This window comes from Candidatus Amarolinea dominans (assembly GCF_016704685.1).
Taxonomy (GTDB): domain Bacteria; phylum Chloroflexota; class Anaerolineae; order SSC4; family Amarolineaceae; genus Amarolinea; species Amarolinea dominans.
The window spans coordinates 78,516-93,867 of the sequence record NZ_JADIZS010000079.1 but is presented as its reverse complement, the minus strand read 5'-3'; the positions used below and the strand labels follow the sequence as shown (position 1 = coordinate 93,867).

The following is a 15,352-nucleotide window of genomic DNA, read 5'->3' as shown; positions in this document are numbered from 1 at the left end:
GAGGTCCCATGTCTCTCATTAAACTCGATATCACAACTCGCAAGATCAATACCAAGACCAGCATCCTGGACATCCGGGGCGAGGTCACCGGCACGGCCGAGAGCATCCTGATGGAGGCCTACACGCGGGCCACGGCGGCCGGCGCCCACGCGGTCATCTTGAACTTCGACGGGCTGGAGTACATGAACAGCTCCGGCATCGGCCTGCTCGTGACGCTGCTGATCCGCATCCAGCGCCAGAAGCAGCGACTGCTCGCCTTCGGGTTGAGCGACCACTACCGGCAGATCTTCGACCTGACCCAACTCGACAAGGCCATCGGCATCCACCCGACAGAAGCCGCCGCGCTGGCCGCCGCCGGATGACAGGTACGCAGTGCGCAATACACTAAGGAGATCACATGTCCGAATCAACTAACCAACCAGCCGCCCAACTGCCGTCCCGCGACGCGGCCAACTGGGCCAAGCCGGTAGACGGGCTTCGGGTCGGCGACATTTCGCCGGAAGCCACCAATCTGAACGTCGAGGGCAAGCAGCTCTCCGGCCCCCTCGCGGGATTCGGCCAGATGTGGCAGAAGACCTATCGCATCCGCCTCAGCGGCGCGGACGTCACGCCTGAGCAGGTCATCAAGCTCTGGAAGGAGAACTTCGCCACGTTCTGGCCCAAGGGCAACCGCTTCTTCGGCGGTGTGGGGATCGAGCCTGGCCAGGTGGCTGTGCTCAACCTTGCCGGCCCGGCGGGTGAACGCGCCCGGCGGCGGGCCGCTCATCTCCACCGGCATCATGGTCATCTACGCCGACGACGAGTCCTTCTCGTTCATGACGCCGCAGGGTCACATGTTCGCCGGCATGATCACGTTCAGCGCGGAGCGGGAGACAAATCCTGACAGCGAAGCCGAGCAGACCGCCCTGACCACCTGCGCTCAAGTGCAAGCCCTGGTGCGCGCCAGCGATCCCCTCTATGAGATCGGGTTTCGCCTGGGGCTGCTGAAGGAGGAGGACATCTTCTGGAAGTACACGCTCACTGCGCTGGCCGACTTTTTCGGCGTACACGGTGAGGAGCCTGACCTGATGCATGACGTCTGTTCCGCGATCCATCCGCTGGGCGTGGCTTCACCGTTTTTCCGCGATCTGCCGCTGGCAAAACACGGCCTGGCATGGGTTTTCCCGCCTGCGGCCATCGCACATCCCCTGGATGACGGTAGCGCGGTCCTGGTCGAACGGTCGGTCGAGACCACCGCCGCGCAGCTCGGCCCCGATGCGGGCGCCTATCGGCGGCTGATGGGGCCGCTGGCCGCGGACTGGCGCAACGTGCTGGCAGAGATGCTCGGCCCACTGCGCTTCCCGCGGCATCCGATCAGCCTCGTGCGCTTCGGCCTGCCGGCCCTGTTGCCCGCCGCAAGCCTGACCCGGCTGTTGTTCCGCGGGAGCGTCGCCCGCGCGCCCTGTTCGCGGGGATGGCCGCGCACCGATCATGCCGCTGGAATGGCCGGCGACCGCTGCGTTCGGGCTGATGCTGGGCACCCTGGCGCACGCGGTCGGTTGGCCCCTGGCCCGCGGCGGATCACAGCGGATTGCTGATGCGCTGGCCGCGCACCTGCGCAGCCTGGGGGGGGAGATCGTGACGGGGCAGTGGGTGGCGCGCATGGATGACTTGCCGCCTGCGGCCGCGCCCTCTTCGACGTCACGCCGCGCCAACTGGAGGCATCGCGGGCGACCGCCTGCCTGCGTCCTACCGGCGCAAGCTCCGTGGCTACCGTTATGGTCCAGGCGTCTTCAAGGTGGACTATGCGCTCGACGGGCCGGCGCCGTGGCAGGCAGCAGAATGTCTGCGGGCCGGCACCGTTCACCTCGGCGGCACGCTGGACGAGATCGCCGCGTCCGAACGCGCGATCTGGCGCGGGGAACACGCCGCCCATCCCTATGTCCTCTTCGTGCAGCAGACCCCCTTCGATCCGACGCGCGCCCCCGCGGGCAAGCACACAGCCTGGGCCTACTGTCACGTGCCGCATGGCTCAACCGTGGACATGACCGGCGCGATCGAGGCGCAGATCGAACGCTTTGCGCCCGGCTTTCGGGACCGCATCCTGGCCCGCAGCACGCGCAACGCCGCGGAGATGGCCGCGTACAACCCCAACTACATCGGCGGCGACATCAACGGCGGCGTGCAGGACCTGCGCCAGCTCTTCACGCGGCCCGTAGCCAGCCTGAATCCCTACACGACACCGGCCAGCGGCATCTACCTCTGTTCCTCGTCCACCCCACCCGGCGGCGGCGTGCATGGCATGTGCGGCTACTTTGCCGCGCAGGCCGCGCTCAGAACCAGGTAACCAAGTGAGGGAATAGCATGATCAGGGTTCAAGAGATTCGTGAGGCGATTCAGCGCGCACGTGAACGACTTCCCCGGAACAAGCTAATCGGGAAGCGTCAGTCCGGACCACGTCCCCCCCTCACAAACGCCACCACGCTGCCCCATGACACGGTCTGCCCCAACAACTGTCGCTCGATCAGGGCGCGCACGTAGGCCAACGCGTCGCCATCCATCTGCTGCGCCAGGCGCTGCATGTAGCTGGGGCGCCCGCCATCCTCGCTCTCGGCAAACCAATGCGCCAGCAGCGCGGGGGTGATGCGCACCGCGCTCGTTTCGGCGACCGTCTCCACGCTCACCTCGTACAGGCCGGCCGCCAGCGCCATGTGCCGCAAATCCTCCGCCTGCCAGTTGACCAGGGCATCGTCCGCATCCGCGTAGATCGCCTCTTCCGCGGCCTGCCAGGCCTGCGCGAGGTCACCGGGCAGGCCGCTGCGGTCCAGCAGCGCGTAGATGCGCTGCGTGGCCGCGGGCACGGTCTGCGCCAGGGCCAGGCGACCGCCGGGCCGCAGGAACGCCAGCAGGCTGTGGAACACGGCCGTCTTGTCAGGCTGCGCGGTCAGCGCGCTGCGCCCCACAATCACGTCGAAGCGCGTGGCGGCATCCACCGTCGCCACCAACGCCGGCAGATCGTTGACTGCGCCGGTCAGGATCACCGGCCGTTCTGCCTGATCGAGTTGGGTTGCCATCTGCTGCAGGGCCTGGGCCTCGCGTGCCGTTGCGGCCAGCGCCCACACGCCGCCCACCGGCGCGCGGCGCACGGCCTCCCAGGTGAGCAGGCCATTGCCCGCGTTGAGGTCCAACACCAGGCTGTGCCGTTCGATCTGCGCCAGCGCCATCACGCGCTCACGCAGCCGTGCCAACTGCTCGCCCAGGTTGCTCAGGGTGCGCTGCAGCCACAGGTTGGACGCGGGCGGTCCCTGGTAAGTCCGATCTCCGCCCCAGGTGTCGCGGCCTGACGCCGGCGCGGCCTCCTCGCCTTCGAGCATGGCGGCCAACTGCGCCTCGCGGCGGCGCGCCACGTCATCCCGAATCTGGCGCTCATAGCCCAGGCTGCCCGGCTGGTAGAAGACGCGGCCTTGCAGGCTGGTCGGCAGATACTGCTGCGCGACCCAATGATCGCGGTAAGCGTGCGGATAGAGATAGCCCTTGCCATGCCCCATGTCTTCGGCGTCGCGGCTGGCGTCCTTGAGATGATCGGGCGCCTCGGCCTCCCGCTCCCCCTCCACCACGCCCAGCGCATCGAAGAAGGCGAAGGCGCTGTTGCTCTTGGGCGCGGTCGCCAGGTAAAGGCAGGCGGTCGCCAGGTGAAAGCGCCCCTCCGGCAGTCCCACGTAATCGAACGCCTGCGCCGCGGCCACCACCACCTGCAAGGCGTGCGGATCGGCCAGGCCCACATCTTCGCCGGCAAAGATCAACATGCGCCGAAAGATGAAGCGCGGGTCTTCGCCCGCATAGACCATCTTCGCCATCCAGTAGAGCGCCGCGTCCGCATCGGACCCGCGCAAGGACTTGATGAACGCGCTGATCGTGTCGAAATGGGCGTCGCCATCCTTGTCGTAGAGCACCGCGCGGCGCTGAATGGACTCTGCGGCGATGTCACGTGTGATGTGGATCAACGGCCGCTCGGTGTCCGGCGCCGCCTCGGCGCCGGGCTGGGTGGTTTCCACGGCCAACTCCAGCGCGTTGAGCACGCTGCGCGCATCGCCATTGGCCACGCTGACCAGGTGATCGAGCGCGTCGTCATCGAGCAGCACGCCCAGCGCGCCGTAGCCCCGCACCGGATCGGCCAGCGCCTGCCGCGCGACCGCGCGCAGATCGTCCTCCGTCAGGCTGCGCAGTTGGAAGATGCGGCTGCGGCTGACCAGCGCCTTGTTGACCTCGAAGTAGGGATTTTCCGTGGTCGCGCCGATCAGGATGACGGTGCCGTTCTCCACCCAGGGCAGGAGCGCGTCCTGCTGCGCCTTGTTGAAGCGGTGAACTTCGTCCACGAACAGGATCGTCTTCTGACCATGCAGCCCGCGGCGCTCCTGCGCCACCGCCACCGCGTCGCGAATGTCCTTGACCCCGGCCAGCACCGCGTTGATGGCGATGAAATGGGCGCGCGTGGTGTTGGCGATGATGCGCGCGAGGGTGGTCTTGCCGCTGCCGGGCGGTCCCCAAAAGATGACCGACGACAACTGGTCGGCCTGAATCGCGCGGCGCAGCAGCCGGCCCGGCCCCACGATATGCTCCTGGCCGATGAACTCGTCCAGCGTGCGCGGGCGCATGCGCGCGGCCAGCGGCGCCTCGGCATCAGTCGCCTGCTGCCGGCGCAGATCGAACAGGGTCGTGCTGGTGGTTGATGCGGGCATGACAGCCTCTGGTCGAAAAAAAAACGTAATGTCACGGGGCGCCGCTCATTGTAGCGCAAAGCCGCCCGCGCGCCAAGCGCGAACCAGGCGCGTCGCATCTCTTGACTGAGATTTGCGCCAGGACAAGGATGCGATTAACCACGCGCCTCACACATGGGCTTCACACGGCCTTCATTTGGCTAGGGCATAATAGGCGTGCCGAGGCATTGATCTGGCTCAGAGCGCCAATCTCGCCAGGCGAAACAGAATCGCAACGATGTCGAAAGGAATGGGCTTGTATGAAAAGCAAACGAGTAATGACAATGATCGCCGTGGTGTTGGCCCTGAGCCTGGTGGCCGTCTTTGCCACCGGCGCGCTGGCGCAAAGCGGAACGGTGTGGAATATGATGCGGGGCGTGATGGGCGGCGCGGTTGATGCCGAATCTATGCAGGCCATGTTTGCCCAGATGCACCCCAACGGCGCCATGCCCGCCGGCATGAACGCGATGATGGGGCAGATGTGGAACCAGGACGGCACGGTCAATGCCGAAGCCATGCAGGCCATGCATGCGCAAATGCAGAATGGCGAGGCCATGTCGGCCATGCATGCGCAAATGCAGAATGGCGGGGCCATGCCGGCGGACTGTACCGAGATGATGAACGACCCTGAGCATCAGGCGCTTATGCAGGAGCACATGGCCAATCCCCAGATGATGCAGCATGATGCATGGGCCTGACGGTTTCGATCCCCAGGCTTGCCAGGACTTCATGGCCGCCAATCCTGATGTGGCGCCGGCCGAAGTGCATGCGCAGTGCCTGGCCGCCATGCAAAACCTGGCCCCTGCCGAGTCAACCGCTAAGTAACAGCGCACTCACCCCTGTGTCCTGCTGGTGCAGGCATGAAACCGGGTTTCACCACCGTCGCCACCGAACCGGATTGCGGTTCGGGCAGGCCGCTACGGTGTTGAAACCCGGTTCTTGTTTGTAATCCACTCCCCTGCTGTGCTATACTGCAAGCGGGAACTGACTTCACTCCTCCGCCGAAAGAAACAGGCGCAGCTCGTGCCCGCTTGCAGTAAACAATGGGCGCGCTGCCATGCCGCTCGACTAAGGAGCCGTCACGAAACAAGTGTTACACCTGCGCCCCCCCCGGCGGTGGTGGGGGGCGCCCCTTTTTTCCCCCCCGGTGTTTCATGACGGCTCCTAACTCATGCAAACGATTGTCATCATCGAAGACGAACGTGACATTGCCCATGTCCTGCGCAGCTATCTGACCCAGGCCGGTTTCCGCGCCCTGGTTGCGCACGATGGGCGCCTGGGGCTTGACCTGACGCGACGGGAGAAGCCCGCGCTGGTCATTCTTGACCTGATGTTGCCGGGCCTGGATGGCCTGGATATCTGCCGCGCCTTGCGTCGCGACCCTGATCCTGCCATCAGCGAGACCGCCATTTTGATCCTGACCGCGCGCGTCGAAGAAACGGACCGCCTGATTGGCCTGGAACTGGGCGCCGATGATTACGTCAGCAAGCCCTTCAGCCCGCGTGAAGTCGTCGCCCGTGTGCGCACGATTTTGCGTCGCACCCAGCCCCGGCCAGACGCCGCGCCGGCTCGCCCCCTGGTCATCGGCGACGTGCGCCTGGATCCCACCCGCCGTGATGTGAGCGTGGCCGGCGCCGCCGTCGAATTGACCCCCACTGAATTCGATCTGCTCTACCTGCTGATGAATGATGCCGGGCGACCCTTCACACGCATGGAGTTGCTGGAGAAACTGCAAGGGGACGCGTACGAGGGCTACGAGCGCACAATTGACGTACACGTCAAGAACCTGCGCCGTAAACTGGGCGACGCCAGCCGCAATCCCCGCTTTTTGCTGACCATACTCAACTACGGCTATAAATTTGCCGATCACTGACGGTTTAGCGCCTTCCGCATGGGGTCAATTCTGACAATGCATTCACTGGCAACCAAACTCCTGCTGACCTTCATGGCCGTGATCGTCCTCAGCCTGACCGCAGTGACCATCACTGCCAACCGGGTAACGCAGCGCGAGTTCGAACACCTGCTTTTTCGCGGGCAGATGGTCACGCCGGCCGAGATTCAGACCCTCCTCAGCAGCCACTACCAACACATCGGCTCCTGGGACGGTGTACAAGCCCTGGTCATCGCCGAAGGCAGCAGCGCGGCGGGGGGGCACATGGGCCTAATGGGCAACTCACGCGTGCGGGTCGTGGACAGCACCAGCGGCCTCATCGTGGGCGACAGCCTGGGGGAAACGATCGGCCAATCGCCGGCCCTGGGCGCCCTACGCTTGGGGCTGCCGTTGCAGGTGGATGGTCGCGTCGTCGGCACGTTGCTCATCGAGGGGGTAATGTCCATGCCGATGCCGGGCACGCCCGATGCCAACGTGGTGAGTCGGGTCAGGCAAGGCGTGCTCGTCGCAGCCCTGTTCGCGGGGCTGGCGGCGCTCTTGCTCAGCCTGCTCTTCGTGCGCCAAATCACACGGCCGCTCAATCAATTGGCTGCCGCCTCTCAGTCTGTGGCCCAGGGCGACCTCGGCGCCCGCGTGCCCGTGCATGGTGACGATGAACTGGCGCAAGTCGGGGCCGCGTTCAATCGCATGGCCGAAAGCCTGCAAACCCAGGAAACCCTGCGCCGCAACCTGGTGAGCGATGTCGCGCATGAGTTACGCACCCCGTTGAGCGTCATTCAGGGCCAGGTGGAAGCGCTGCAAGATGGCGTCTTTCCCCTCACCCTCGCCGCCCTGACGCCCATCGAGACCAACACGCACCTGCTGACCCGCCTGGTAGAAGACCTGCATACCCTGGCCAGCGCTGAAGCCGGTCAACTGCCGCTCGATCGGCAGCCGCTGGCCCTCGAGGAACTGGCCGCTGACGTCGTTGGCGGTCTGCAAGCGCAGGCTGCCGCCGCAGGCATCGTGCTGCGCATGGATGTCGCGCCGGCGCTGCCGCTCATCGCCGGCGACGCCCAGCGCTTGCGCCAGGTCATTCTTAACTTGCTCAGCAACGCCCTGCGCCACACGCCGGCCGGCGGCGCCATCACCGTGCGCGTGCGTCCCGTGGCTGCGCCGACCGCCGCGGTCATGCTTTCGGTCGTGGACAGCGGCCCTGGCATCGCGGCAGAAGATTTGCCCCACCTGTTCGAACGTTTCTACCGCAGCGACCACTCCCGCAGCCGGGACAGCGGCGGCAGCGGGCTGGGCCTGACCATTGCCCGCCATCTGGCCCGGGGTCATGGCGGCGAACTGGTGGCCGAAAGCCCGCTGAGCGCCGTCGGCGGCGCCGCTTTTCATCTGACCATTCCGCTGGCGAGTTAGGGAGGTTGCCGATCACAATGCACGAGATGACGATTCAAGAACTACAGGCGCGCATGGCGGCAGGGACGCTCACAAGCCGCGGCCTGGTGGAGATGTACCTGGCGCGCATCGCGGCCATTGACCGCCAGGGGCCAACCCTGAACGCGATCATCGAGATCAACCCGGACGCCCTGGCCATCGCGGCCGCGCTGGACGCTGAACGCAGGCAAAGCGGCGCCCGCGGCCCGCTGCACGGCATCCCCATCCTGCTCAAGGACAACATTGACACAGGCGATCAGATGCAGACCACGGCCGGCTCGTTGGCGCTGGTCGGTCCGCCCGCACCGGCCGACGCCCCTCTCGTCAGCCAACTGCGCCAGGCCGGCGCGGTCATCCTGGGCAAGACCAACCTGAGCGAATGGGCCAACTTCCGCTCGTCCCACTCCACCAGCGGCTGGAGCAGCCGCGGCGGGCAGACGCGTAATCCCTACGCATTGGATCGCAACCCCTCCGGCTCCAGTTCCGGCTCAGCCGTGGCGGTGACGGCCAACCTGTGCGCGGTGGCCGTGGGCACCGAAACAGACGGCTCGATCACCTCGCCCGCGTCGGTCAACGGCGTGGTAGGCATCAAGCCCACCGTGGGGCTGGTCAGCCGCCGCGGCATCATCCCCATTGCGCACAGCCAGGACACGGCCGGCCCCCTGGCGCGCTGCGTGGCCGACGCGGCCATCCTGTTGGGCAGCCTGACCGCCCCCGATCCTGGGGACCCCGCCACGCTCGACCGCGCCGGCCCCGTCTTCCAGGACTACACGCCGTTTCTGGACCGCGGCGGTCTGGCCGGCGCGCGCATTGGCGTGGCGCGCAACTTCTTCGGCTTCAATGAACGGGTGGATCGCCTGCTGGAGACCTGCCTGGAGGTGCTGCGCCACCAGGGCGCCGAGGTGGTGGACCCCGCGCCGGTGTTGACGGCCGGCCAGTTCGAGGAAAGCGAAGCGCTGGTGCTCCTGGTCGAGTTCAAGGCCGATTTGAACGCCTACCTCGCGCAGCGCGGCCCGACGACGCCCGTGCAATCGCTGGCCGAGATCATCGAGTTCAACGAACGCCACGCGGAGCAGACCATGCCCTTTTTCGGGCAGGATTTGCTGCACAGAGCGCAAGCGCAAGGGCCGTTGACAGGTCATACCTACCAACAGGCCCTGGCGATCAATCAACAGATGGCGCGTGACGAGGGCATTGATGCCACCCTGCGCACGCATCGCCTGGATGCCATCGTGGCCGCCACCTGCACGTTGGCCTGGCTCACCGACCCGATCAATGGCGATCATTACCAGGGCAGTTGCACGTCGCCGGCAGCCGTGGCCGGGTATCCGCACATCACCGTGCCGGCCGGGCTGATCAGCGGCCTGCCGATTGGCCTCTCGTTCTTTGGCGGCGCGTATCAGGAGCCGACCCTGATCCGCCTGGCCTACGCCTTCGAGCAGGCGACGTTGGCGCGGAGGAGGCCGGAGATTGGAGATTGGAGTAAGATTGATGAGGTTTGTGTTGTCTGCCCGTCCGCCCTTTAGCCTGGCGGCGGTGGTCAATTCGCACGGTTGGGTGCAATTGGCGCCGTTCAGCCATGACAAGGAATCGGACGGCTTCGATTATGTGCTGGAACTGAGCAGCGGCCGGGCGATTGATCTGTGCGTCCGGCCGGCGGGCGCGAGCGATGTGCAAGTGGACACCTCGGCCACGCTGACGCAGGTTGAGCAGGAGGACCTGACCGGCCGCGTCACCTGGATGTTGGGGCTGGATCAGGACCTGACGCCGTTCTACGAACGGGCGCGCTTGGAGCCGAAGCTGGCGCACGTCGCCGCGGAGGGGCGAGGGCGCATCCTGCGTTCGGCGACGCTGTTCGAGGATGCCATCAAGACGATGTGTACGGTCAACACCACCTGGGGCGGCACGAAGCGCATGGTGCGCGGCCTGGTGGAGAACTACGGCGCGACGCTGGCCGGCGCCGCGCAGCGGGCTTTTCCCAGCGCGGCGCGGTTGGCCGCGGCCAGCGAGCAAGAGTTACGCGCCGACGCCAGACTGGGCTTCCGCGCGCCCTACGTGCTGGGGCTGGCGCGGGCGGCAGCCGCGGGCGACGTTGACCTGGAGACGCTCAAGCACTCTCCCGCGTCAACGCTGGAGGTGCGCAAGCAGTTGCTCGCCATCAAGGGCATCGGCGACTACGCGGCCGCCAATCTGCTCATGATCCTGGGGCGCGGCGATTTCATCCCCGTGGATTCGTGGGCGTTGAAGGTGGTGTCGAAGGAATGGCACAACGGTCAGCCCATCGGCCGGCCCCAAGTGGAAGCGGCCTTTGCGACCTGGGGTGAGTGGAAGGGCCTGGCGTACTGGTTCTGGAATTACGCCTGATTGGTGTGCAACCTTGCGAGCCTGTAGGTCCGGCCTCCTGGCCGGACGGCGCTGGAAGAGGAAAGCAAGCTCTGCAACAGACGGCATCGTCACGCCGGAGGCGTGACCTACGGCTGGAGCTTGTCACGCGATAGACGGCGGCGTCACGCCGGAGACGTGACCTACGGTTCAAGCTGCGGCGGCCAGTCCATGCAGCGCGGCCACGCGCTGCAGCAAGGCGCTGATATCGCGCTCGGGGCGGGGCGCCGGGCCAAACAGGTCCTGAATGACCGCCTGGCGATCCTGCAGCAGCCAGAGGGTGTTGTTGACGCCATGTGCAAGTACGTCCAGGTTGTAGCCGCCTTCAAGAGCAAAGACGATCTTGCCTGCGCACAGTTCAGCGGCCATGTCCAGCAGTTCGCTGACCAGGTGCGCGTAACCGGTCAGGGATAAGGTCATGCCGGCCAGCGGATCGTCCCAATGCGCATCGTAGCCGGCCGACACCAGGATGAGCTGCGGCTGGAAACGTCGCGCCAGCGGCCACAGAATCTGCGCGTAGATCGCGGCGTAGCCCTGGTCGCCCACGCCTGGCGGCAGCGGCACGTTGGCGGTCGTACCTATGCCGGCGCCAGCGCCTGTCTCATTGATGGCGCCGCTGCCGGGATAGTACGGGTACTGATGCGTGGAGAAGAAGAGGACGCCTGCATCGTGGTAAAAAATATCCTGCGTACCATTGCCATGATGCACGTCGAAGTCCACAATCAGGATACGACTCAGGTTGCGCTCCACCTGCGCCGTGGCCGCGGCCAGGGCCACGTTGCTGTAGAGACAAAAGCCCATGGCCTCCGCGGCGGTGGCATGATGCCCCGGCGGTCGCAGCAAGGCAAAGCCGTTGCCGGCCTGACCATCGAGCACGGCCAGGGTCAGATTGACTAAACCGCCGGCCGCCAATCGAGCGGCCAGGGCGGAGCCAGGGCGCACGTAGGTGTCTGGATCGAGATAACCGCCGCCTTGCTGGGCCAGGGTCTCGATGCGCTGTACATGCTGCTGTGGATGAACGCGCAGCAGGCGCTCGTCACTCAACGGTGTGCAGGGCACGGCCTGCACCTGACGCAAACAGCCGGTCTGCGTCAGCAGGGCCAGTGTGCTCTCCAGACGATGACGATTTTCGGGGTGCCCCGGCAAATCATGGCTGCGTTCGGCCGCGTCGTAACAATAGGCTGTGGTTGGCATAGTCTCCCGTCCGCATCGCAGGGGGCAAATTCATTGGCTGCCTGAACTTTAGCACAACTCTTTATTCCAGGAAAAATGGAGAACCCATGTTTCAATCTGTCGAAAAACCACGCACCGTCACCGTCAACCGCCAGGCAGGTCTGCTGGTGATTGACTGGCAGGACAGTCATCACAGCGAGTATCCCCTCAGCGGCATCCGGGCGGTCTGTCCGTGCGTCTCGTGCCGCGGCGGCCATGCCGAGATGGCTAAGCCAATCGCCCGTGCCCAGTTGTTTGCTCAGCCCAACGGCTCCAGCGAGGTGCAAGGCGCTGAGTTCGTCGGCGCCTACGCCATCAGCTTTACCTGGGCCGACGGCCACAACACCGGCATCTACACCTGGAGTCTGCTGCGCAGTTTGTGCCCCTGTGCAGCGTGTGATTAGGGGCGCGAGCCGCAAGCTCATGCCCGCGGCGCAGATGGCCCGCCCTCACCTTGACCGCTGCCCTCCCTCGCTCGTCATACTCGGTGAGAGGTGCATGAGCAACAACCGTGAAGGCCGTGTCCATGCCAGGTAGATCAGGCCAGCTTACCCAAGCCCAGGCGCTCAGTTCCAGCAGCGACCTCGATCAGCGCTTCGAGGCGTTGTTTCGCGACCTGCGCCAGCCGGTGCTGAACTATCTTTTTCGCCTGCTGGGCGACGCCGAGCAAGCCGAGGATGTCTCCCAGGATTCGTTCGTGAAAATCTATCGTGCGCTGTCCGGTCTGCCGGCCGATGCCAACGCACGCGCCTGGGTCTACCGTATTGCCACCAACGCGGCCTACGACGCCCTGCGGCGCCGGCGCTTGATCCGCTGGCTGCCCCTGCTGCGTCAGGCCGATGAGGATGACGGCTATGAGCGCCGCGAAGTCGGGCTACCTGAGGCGGCCAATGAGATGGCGCAGTTGGAACAGCACCTCGACGTTCAGGCCGCGCTGAACCGTCTGCCGACGGACCTGCGGACGCCTCTGCTGCTCTACAGCTACCAGGGGCTGAACACGGCCGAAATCGCCGAGATCATGCAGATTTCACGTTCGGCGGTCAAGATGCGGCTGCAGCGAGCGCGCCAGCTATTTGGGGAGCACTATACCAGGGAAAGCCTGATCAGAGAGGAGGTCCAGCCGTGAATGCCCACCACGTGTTGGAAATGGTGACCGTCTACCGCGAACTCACGGTAGCCGAGCGCCGCCATGTGCAAGAGCATGTGGCCGACTGCACACCCTGCGCGCTGGCTCTGACGCAGGCGCAGCGCGTCGACGCGCTGCTGCAAACTCTGCCACTGCTGCGCAGTACGCCCGCGCAGGATGCCGCCCTGCGCCGGCGGCTATACGCTGGCCGCCCCATCGCTTCCCGCACCTCGGCCGGCTGGTATTGGCGCCCGCAGATGGCCTGGCTGGTCATCGTGATCGTCATCGCCGCTCTGATCGGCAGCACCGGCGCGGTCGCCGGCCAGAGTCTGCCAGACATGCCGCTCTACCCACTCAAACTGGCGGGCGAACAGGCCCGCGGCTGGCTCATTTGGGACGCGACCGGGCAGGCGGAATGGCAACTGGCCCGCGCCCGCACGCGCCTGGACGAGATCAACCTGCTGGTGGCGCAAGGACGCCTGCCTTCCGAGCAGACCCTGGCGCGCTTGCAGCAGCAGTTGGCCTCGGTTCTTGCCAGCACAAGCCGCACACCGCTATCCGACACCGTGCGCCTGTTACAGCAGGCCGACACCCTCACCGGCGACGCCCTCACGCAGGTGGAGGCCTGGCCGCAGCAGGCGCCGGATGACCTGGCCGAGCTGCGCGCCAGCCTGCGCCAGCAACAGCGGGTGATTGCCGCGGGCCTGGCCGCGCCAGAGCAGTTCCGCCAAACGCCCACGCCGGCACCCACAGCGACGCCCACGAGCAGCGCGGGTCAGCGTGCTGCGGCAACCACCGCCCCGCACGACTTGCCTGCCCCGGTTTGTCCTCCAGCCTGCAGCCCAACGCCCACCGCCAGCCCGCTGCCGACAACTCTCCCACCGCCCGCCGCGACGGCTACGCCGTCGGCGCCGCCCACGGCCACGCCCAGCGCGCCTCCGACAGCCACGCCAACAGCGACCCCGCCGCCCAGCGCCACTCCATCGCCAACGCCGTCCGCTACGCCAACGCGGCCGCACATCCTGCCGCCGCGGCCCTCCGGCACGCCACGGCCGCGGCCCACATTACCGCGACCGCCGCAGCGCACCGCGACAGCTTCGCCGGCAGGCACCGCCACGGACGGTCCGGCCCCGACCGCCACCCCCACGGGCAATCACACCCTACCGCCGGCGACGCGTACGCCGCGACCACCACCGCCCCGCTGGACGCCGCCGCGCCTACCGCCGCGCTCTACCGCCACCCCGGCGGCTTCCCCCGTGCAGCTCGCTACGGAGACGCCAACGGCCGCGCCCCCGACCGCAGAGGTGACGCCGGCGAACACAGCCGCGCCGCCGTCCACGCCTACCCCGACGGCCGCGGCCGCCACCACCCTGCCCCGCCCGCGGCCCAGCCGTCGCGCCGCAACGCCCACCGAATGAATTCGGTGTCTGATACATCAAACCCGCTCAAGCGGGTTGCGCCGGTGGGAACCCGTCTTGACAGATTCTGGTGGTTCAGCCCGTGAATTCATTCACGGGCGGGCGTTGGCGCGCAACCTTGCGAAGGCCCGCCGGCAGGGGCTTGCGTTGTTGCCCCCCGGCCCCCCCGTTGGTGCGATTCTAAAAACCGGGTTGACCGCGCAGCCCAGTGCATCGTCATACTGACCAGAAGCCGCCAACATCGCCTCTGCGCCGATTCGACCCGCAGCGTCGCCAGATCGAATCGAGGCTGTTTCGAAAACCGCTTCCCCACTTCTATTTTTCGGAGGATTCGCACATGAAAAAGACGTTTGTATTCCTGTTCCTGGTTCTGCTCCTGGCCTTGAGCGCCATCCCGGCGCTGGCTGAGGAGCCGACACCGCCGATGCCGCCGTCCCGCTTCACTCTGTGGGGCACTGTCACCGCGGTTGACGCCACCAACCACACCTTCAGTGTCAACGTGCTGATCTATCGCGGCGGTCGAGGCGCACCGCCCACCACGGCCACCCTGCACACCAACCAGCGCACCCGCTTTGCCATCCACACCGACACCGGCAACGTCCCCGGCGCCTTTGCCGATGTGGCGGTCGGCCAGACGCTCATGGTCAATGGCGTGCGCGCCCAGGGCAACTTCCATGCCCAGATGGTTCTGATCAACGCGCCGCTGCCGCCGCAGCTCTTCGCCATCGGCGGCAAAATCACCGCGCTGGACGGCACGGCCCACACCCTGACCCTGGAAGTGGTACGCGCCATGCCGCCTTCCCTGGGCATCCTGCCCGGCGACAGCGTGGTGATTACCACGGACGAAAACACGCACTTCTGTGCCGTCACCACGCAAGGGCAGCCCTGCACGCCCATCACCTTTGCCGACCTGGCCGTGGATGACCATGTCATGACCAACGGCGCGGTGGTGAACAGCGCCTTCCTGGCCCGCCAGGTGACCAAACTGCCGCCCCCGCCGCAGTAAGCCGCTGCGCGCAGAACAAACAAACGGGCCGGGTTTCATCAGAAACTCGGCCCGTTTTTGTCTGCCTTACATGACTCCCACTCATTCAGGCCACCGCATACTGCGTGAATGGCCGAATCTCGGGAGACTGAAAACCCAAGACGATCTGTTTCTTGGGGT

At 66.2% G+C, this 15,352-nt stretch carries 16 protein-coding genes; 14 read left to right on the top strand and 2 right to left on the bottom strand.

Going from position 1 to position 15,352, the window contains the following annotated elements; genetic code table 11:
* Positions 1-8: 8 nt before the first annotated feature.
* The 4 genes from IPF85_RS26075 to IPF85_RS26060 all read left to right on the top strand — a co-directional run bounded on the left by IPF85_RS26075 (position 9) and on the right by IPF85_RS26060 (position 2,326).
* Positions 9-362 (top strand): STAS domain-containing protein, encoded by a 354-nt coding sequence (locus IPF85_RS26075; RefSeq protein WP_343410973.1) that lies wholly within the window; start codon positions 9-11, stop codon positions 360-362.
* 35 nt (positions 363-397) lie between these two features.
* Complete coding sequence (locus tag IPF85_RS26070) at positions 398-883, top strand: hypothetical protein (RefSeq protein ID WP_343410972.1); 486 nt, start codon at positions 398-400, stop codon at positions 881-883.
* Positions 816-1,577: a hypothetical protein gene (locus IPF85_RS26065; protein ID WP_343410971.1), complete on the top strand. Its 762-nt coding sequence runs from the start codon at positions 816-818 to the stop codon at positions 1,575-1,577. The genes IPF85_RS26070 and IPF85_RS26065 overlap by 68 nt, the downstream gene beginning before the upstream one ends.
* Positions 1,578-1,645: 68 nt before the next feature.
* Positions 1,646-2,326, top strand: a complete 681-nt coding sequence (locus IPF85_RS26060) for an NAD(P)/FAD-dependent oxidoreductase (protein ID WP_343410970.1) — start codon at positions 1,646-1,648, stop codon at positions 2,324-2,326.
* Positions 2,327-2,423: 97 nt separating this feature from the next.
* Here IPF85_RS26060 and IPF85_RS26055 read toward each other — a convergent pair whose 3' ends face one another.
* Complete coding sequence (locus IPF85_RS26055; RefSeq protein WP_343410969.1) at positions 2,424-4,718, bottom strand: AAA family ATPase; 2,295 nt, start codon at positions 4,716-4,718, stop codon at positions 2,424-2,426.
* A 278-nt stretch (positions 4,719-4,996) separates the two neighbouring features.
* Between IPF85_RS26055 and IPF85_RS26050 the strand changes: the two genes are divergently transcribed.
* The 6 genes from IPF85_RS26050 to IPF85_RS26025 all read left to right on the top strand — a co-directional run bounded on the left by IPF85_RS26050 (position 4,997) and on the right by IPF85_RS26025 (position 10,413).
* Positions 4,997-5,434: a hypothetical protein gene (locus IPF85_RS26050; protein ID WP_343410968.1), complete on the top strand. Its 438-nt coding sequence runs from the start codon at positions 4,997-4,999 to the stop codon at positions 5,432-5,434.
* The gene (locus IPF85_RS26045) at positions 5,418-5,561 is read left to right on the top strand and encodes a hypothetical protein (RefSeq protein WP_343410967.1); all 144 of its coding nucleotides are present in this window, start codon (positions 5,418-5,420) and stop codon (positions 5,559-5,561) included. The genes IPF85_RS26050 and IPF85_RS26045 overlap by 17 nt, the downstream gene beginning before the upstream one ends.
* A gap of 346 nt (positions 5,562-5,907) precedes the next feature.
* On the top strand, positions 5,908-6,609 hold the full coding sequence (locus tag IPF85_RS26040; protein WP_343410966.1) for a response regulator transcription factor: 702 nt from the start codon (positions 5,908-5,910) through the stop codon (positions 6,607-6,609).
* Positions 6,610-6,645: 36 nt separating this feature from the next.
* Entirely contained in the window at positions 6,646-8,031 is a 1,386-nt protein-coding gene (locus tag IPF85_RS26035; protein WP_343410965.1) for an ATP-binding protein, read from the top strand.
* 17 nt (positions 8,032-8,048) lie between these two features.
* Positions 8,049-9,575, top strand: coding sequence for an amidase (locus IPF85_RS26030; protein ID WP_343410964.1), 1,527 nt, complete (start codon positions 8,049-8,051; stop codon positions 9,573-9,575).
* The gene (locus IPF85_RS26025; RefSeq protein WP_343410963.1) at positions 9,553-10,413 is read left to right on the top strand and encodes a hypothetical protein; all 861 of its coding nucleotides are present in this window, start codon (positions 9,553-9,555) and stop codon (positions 10,411-10,413) included. The genes IPF85_RS26030 and IPF85_RS26025 overlap by 23 nt, the downstream gene beginning before the upstream one ends.
* Positions 10,414-10,581: 168 nt before the next feature.
* On the opposite strand, the gene IPF85_RS26020 is transcribed toward IPF85_RS26025, so the two are convergent.
* Positions 10,582-11,625 (bottom strand): histone deacetylase, encoded by a 1,044-nt coding sequence (locus IPF85_RS26020; RefSeq protein WP_343410962.1) that lies wholly within the window; start codon positions 11,623-11,625, stop codon positions 10,582-10,584.
* Between the two features lie 86 nt (positions 11,626-11,711).
* On the opposite strand from IPF85_RS26020, the gene IPF85_RS26015 reads away from it, so the two are divergent.
* From IPF85_RS26015 to IPF85_RS26000, 4 genes are all read left to right on the top strand, one after another.
* Entirely contained in the window at positions 11,712-12,047 is a 336-nt protein-coding gene (locus IPF85_RS26015; RefSeq protein ID WP_343410961.1) for a DUF971 domain-containing protein, read from the top strand.
* Positions 12,048-12,169: 122 nt separating this feature from the next.
* Positions 12,170-12,769, top strand: a complete 600-nt coding sequence (locus IPF85_RS26010; RefSeq protein WP_343410960.1) for an RNA polymerase sigma factor — start codon at positions 12,170-12,172, stop codon at positions 12,767-12,769.
* Complete coding sequence (locus IPF85_RS26005; protein WP_343410959.1) at positions 12,766-14,187, top strand: DUF5667 domain-containing protein; 1,422 nt, start codon at positions 12,766-12,768, stop codon at positions 14,185-14,187. Before IPF85_RS26010 ends, IPF85_RS26005 begins: the two co-directional genes overlap by 4 nt.
* A 337-nt stretch (positions 14,188-14,524) precedes the next feature.
* Positions 14,525-15,193: a DUF5666 domain-containing protein gene (locus IPF85_RS26000; protein WP_343410958.1), complete on the top strand. Its 669-nt coding sequence runs from the start codon at positions 14,525-14,527 to the stop codon at positions 15,191-15,193.
* The last annotated feature ends 159 nt before the right edge of the window (positions 15,194-15,352 follow it).

What these genes read in the sequence shown, in the direction of transcription:
- IPF85_RS26075 (WP_343410973.1), top strand. Translation starts at nt 9, where the DNA reads ATGTCTCTCATTAAACTCGATATCACAACTCGCAAGATCAATACCAAG.
- IPF85_RS26030 (WP_343410964.1), top strand. Translation starts at nt 8,049, where the DNA reads ATGCACGAGATGACGATTCAAGAACTACAGGCGCGCATGGCGGCAGGG.
- IPF85_RS26035 (WP_343410965.1), top strand. Translation starts at nt 6,646, where the DNA reads ATGCATTCACTGGCAACCAAACTCCTGCTGACCTTCATGGCCGTGATC.
- IPF85_RS26040 (WP_343410966.1), top strand. Translation starts at nt 5,908, where the DNA reads ATGCAAACGATTGTCATCATCGAAGACGAACGTGACATTGCCCATGTC.
- IPF85_RS26060 (WP_343410970.1), top strand. Translation starts at nt 1,646, where the DNA reads ATGACTTGCCGCCTGCGGCCGCGCCCTCTTCGACGTCACGCCGCGCCA.
- IPF85_RS26050 (WP_343410968.1), top strand. Translation starts at nt 4,997, where the DNA reads ATGAAAAGCAAACGAGTAATGACAATGATCGCCGTGGTGTTGGCCCTG.
- IPF85_RS26065 (WP_343410971.1), top strand. Translation starts at nt 816, where the DNA reads ATGACGCCGCAGGGTCACATGTTCGCCGGCATGATCACGTTCAGCGCG.
- IPF85_RS26000 (WP_343410958.1), top strand. Translation starts at nt 14,525, where the DNA reads ATGAAAAAGACGTTTGTATTCCTGTTCCTGGTTCTGCTCCTGGCCTTG.
- IPF85_RS26020 (WP_343410962.1), bottom strand. Translation starts at nt 11,625, where the DNA reads ATGCCAACCACAGCCTATTGTTACGACGCGGCCGAACGCAGCCATGAT.
- IPF85_RS26070 (WP_343410972.1), top strand. Translation starts at nt 398, where the DNA reads ATGTCCGAATCAACTAACCAACCAGCCGCCCAACTGCCGTCCCGCGAC.
- IPF85_RS26015 (WP_343410961.1), top strand. Translation starts at nt 11,712, where the DNA reads ATGTTTCAATCTGTCGAAAAACCACGCACCGTCACCGTCAACCGCCAG.
- IPF85_RS26055 (WP_343410969.1), bottom strand. Translation starts at nt 4,718, where the DNA reads ATGCCCGCATCAACCACCAGCACGACCCTGTTCGATCTGCGCCGGCAG.
- IPF85_RS26045 (WP_343410967.1), top strand. Translation starts at nt 5,418, where the DNA reads ATGATGCATGGGCCTGACGGTTTCGATCCCCAGGCTTGCCAGGACTTC.
- IPF85_RS26010 (WP_343410960.1), top strand. Translation starts at nt 12,170, where the DNA reads ATGCCAGGTAGATCAGGCCAGCTTACCCAAGCCCAGGCGCTCAGTTCC.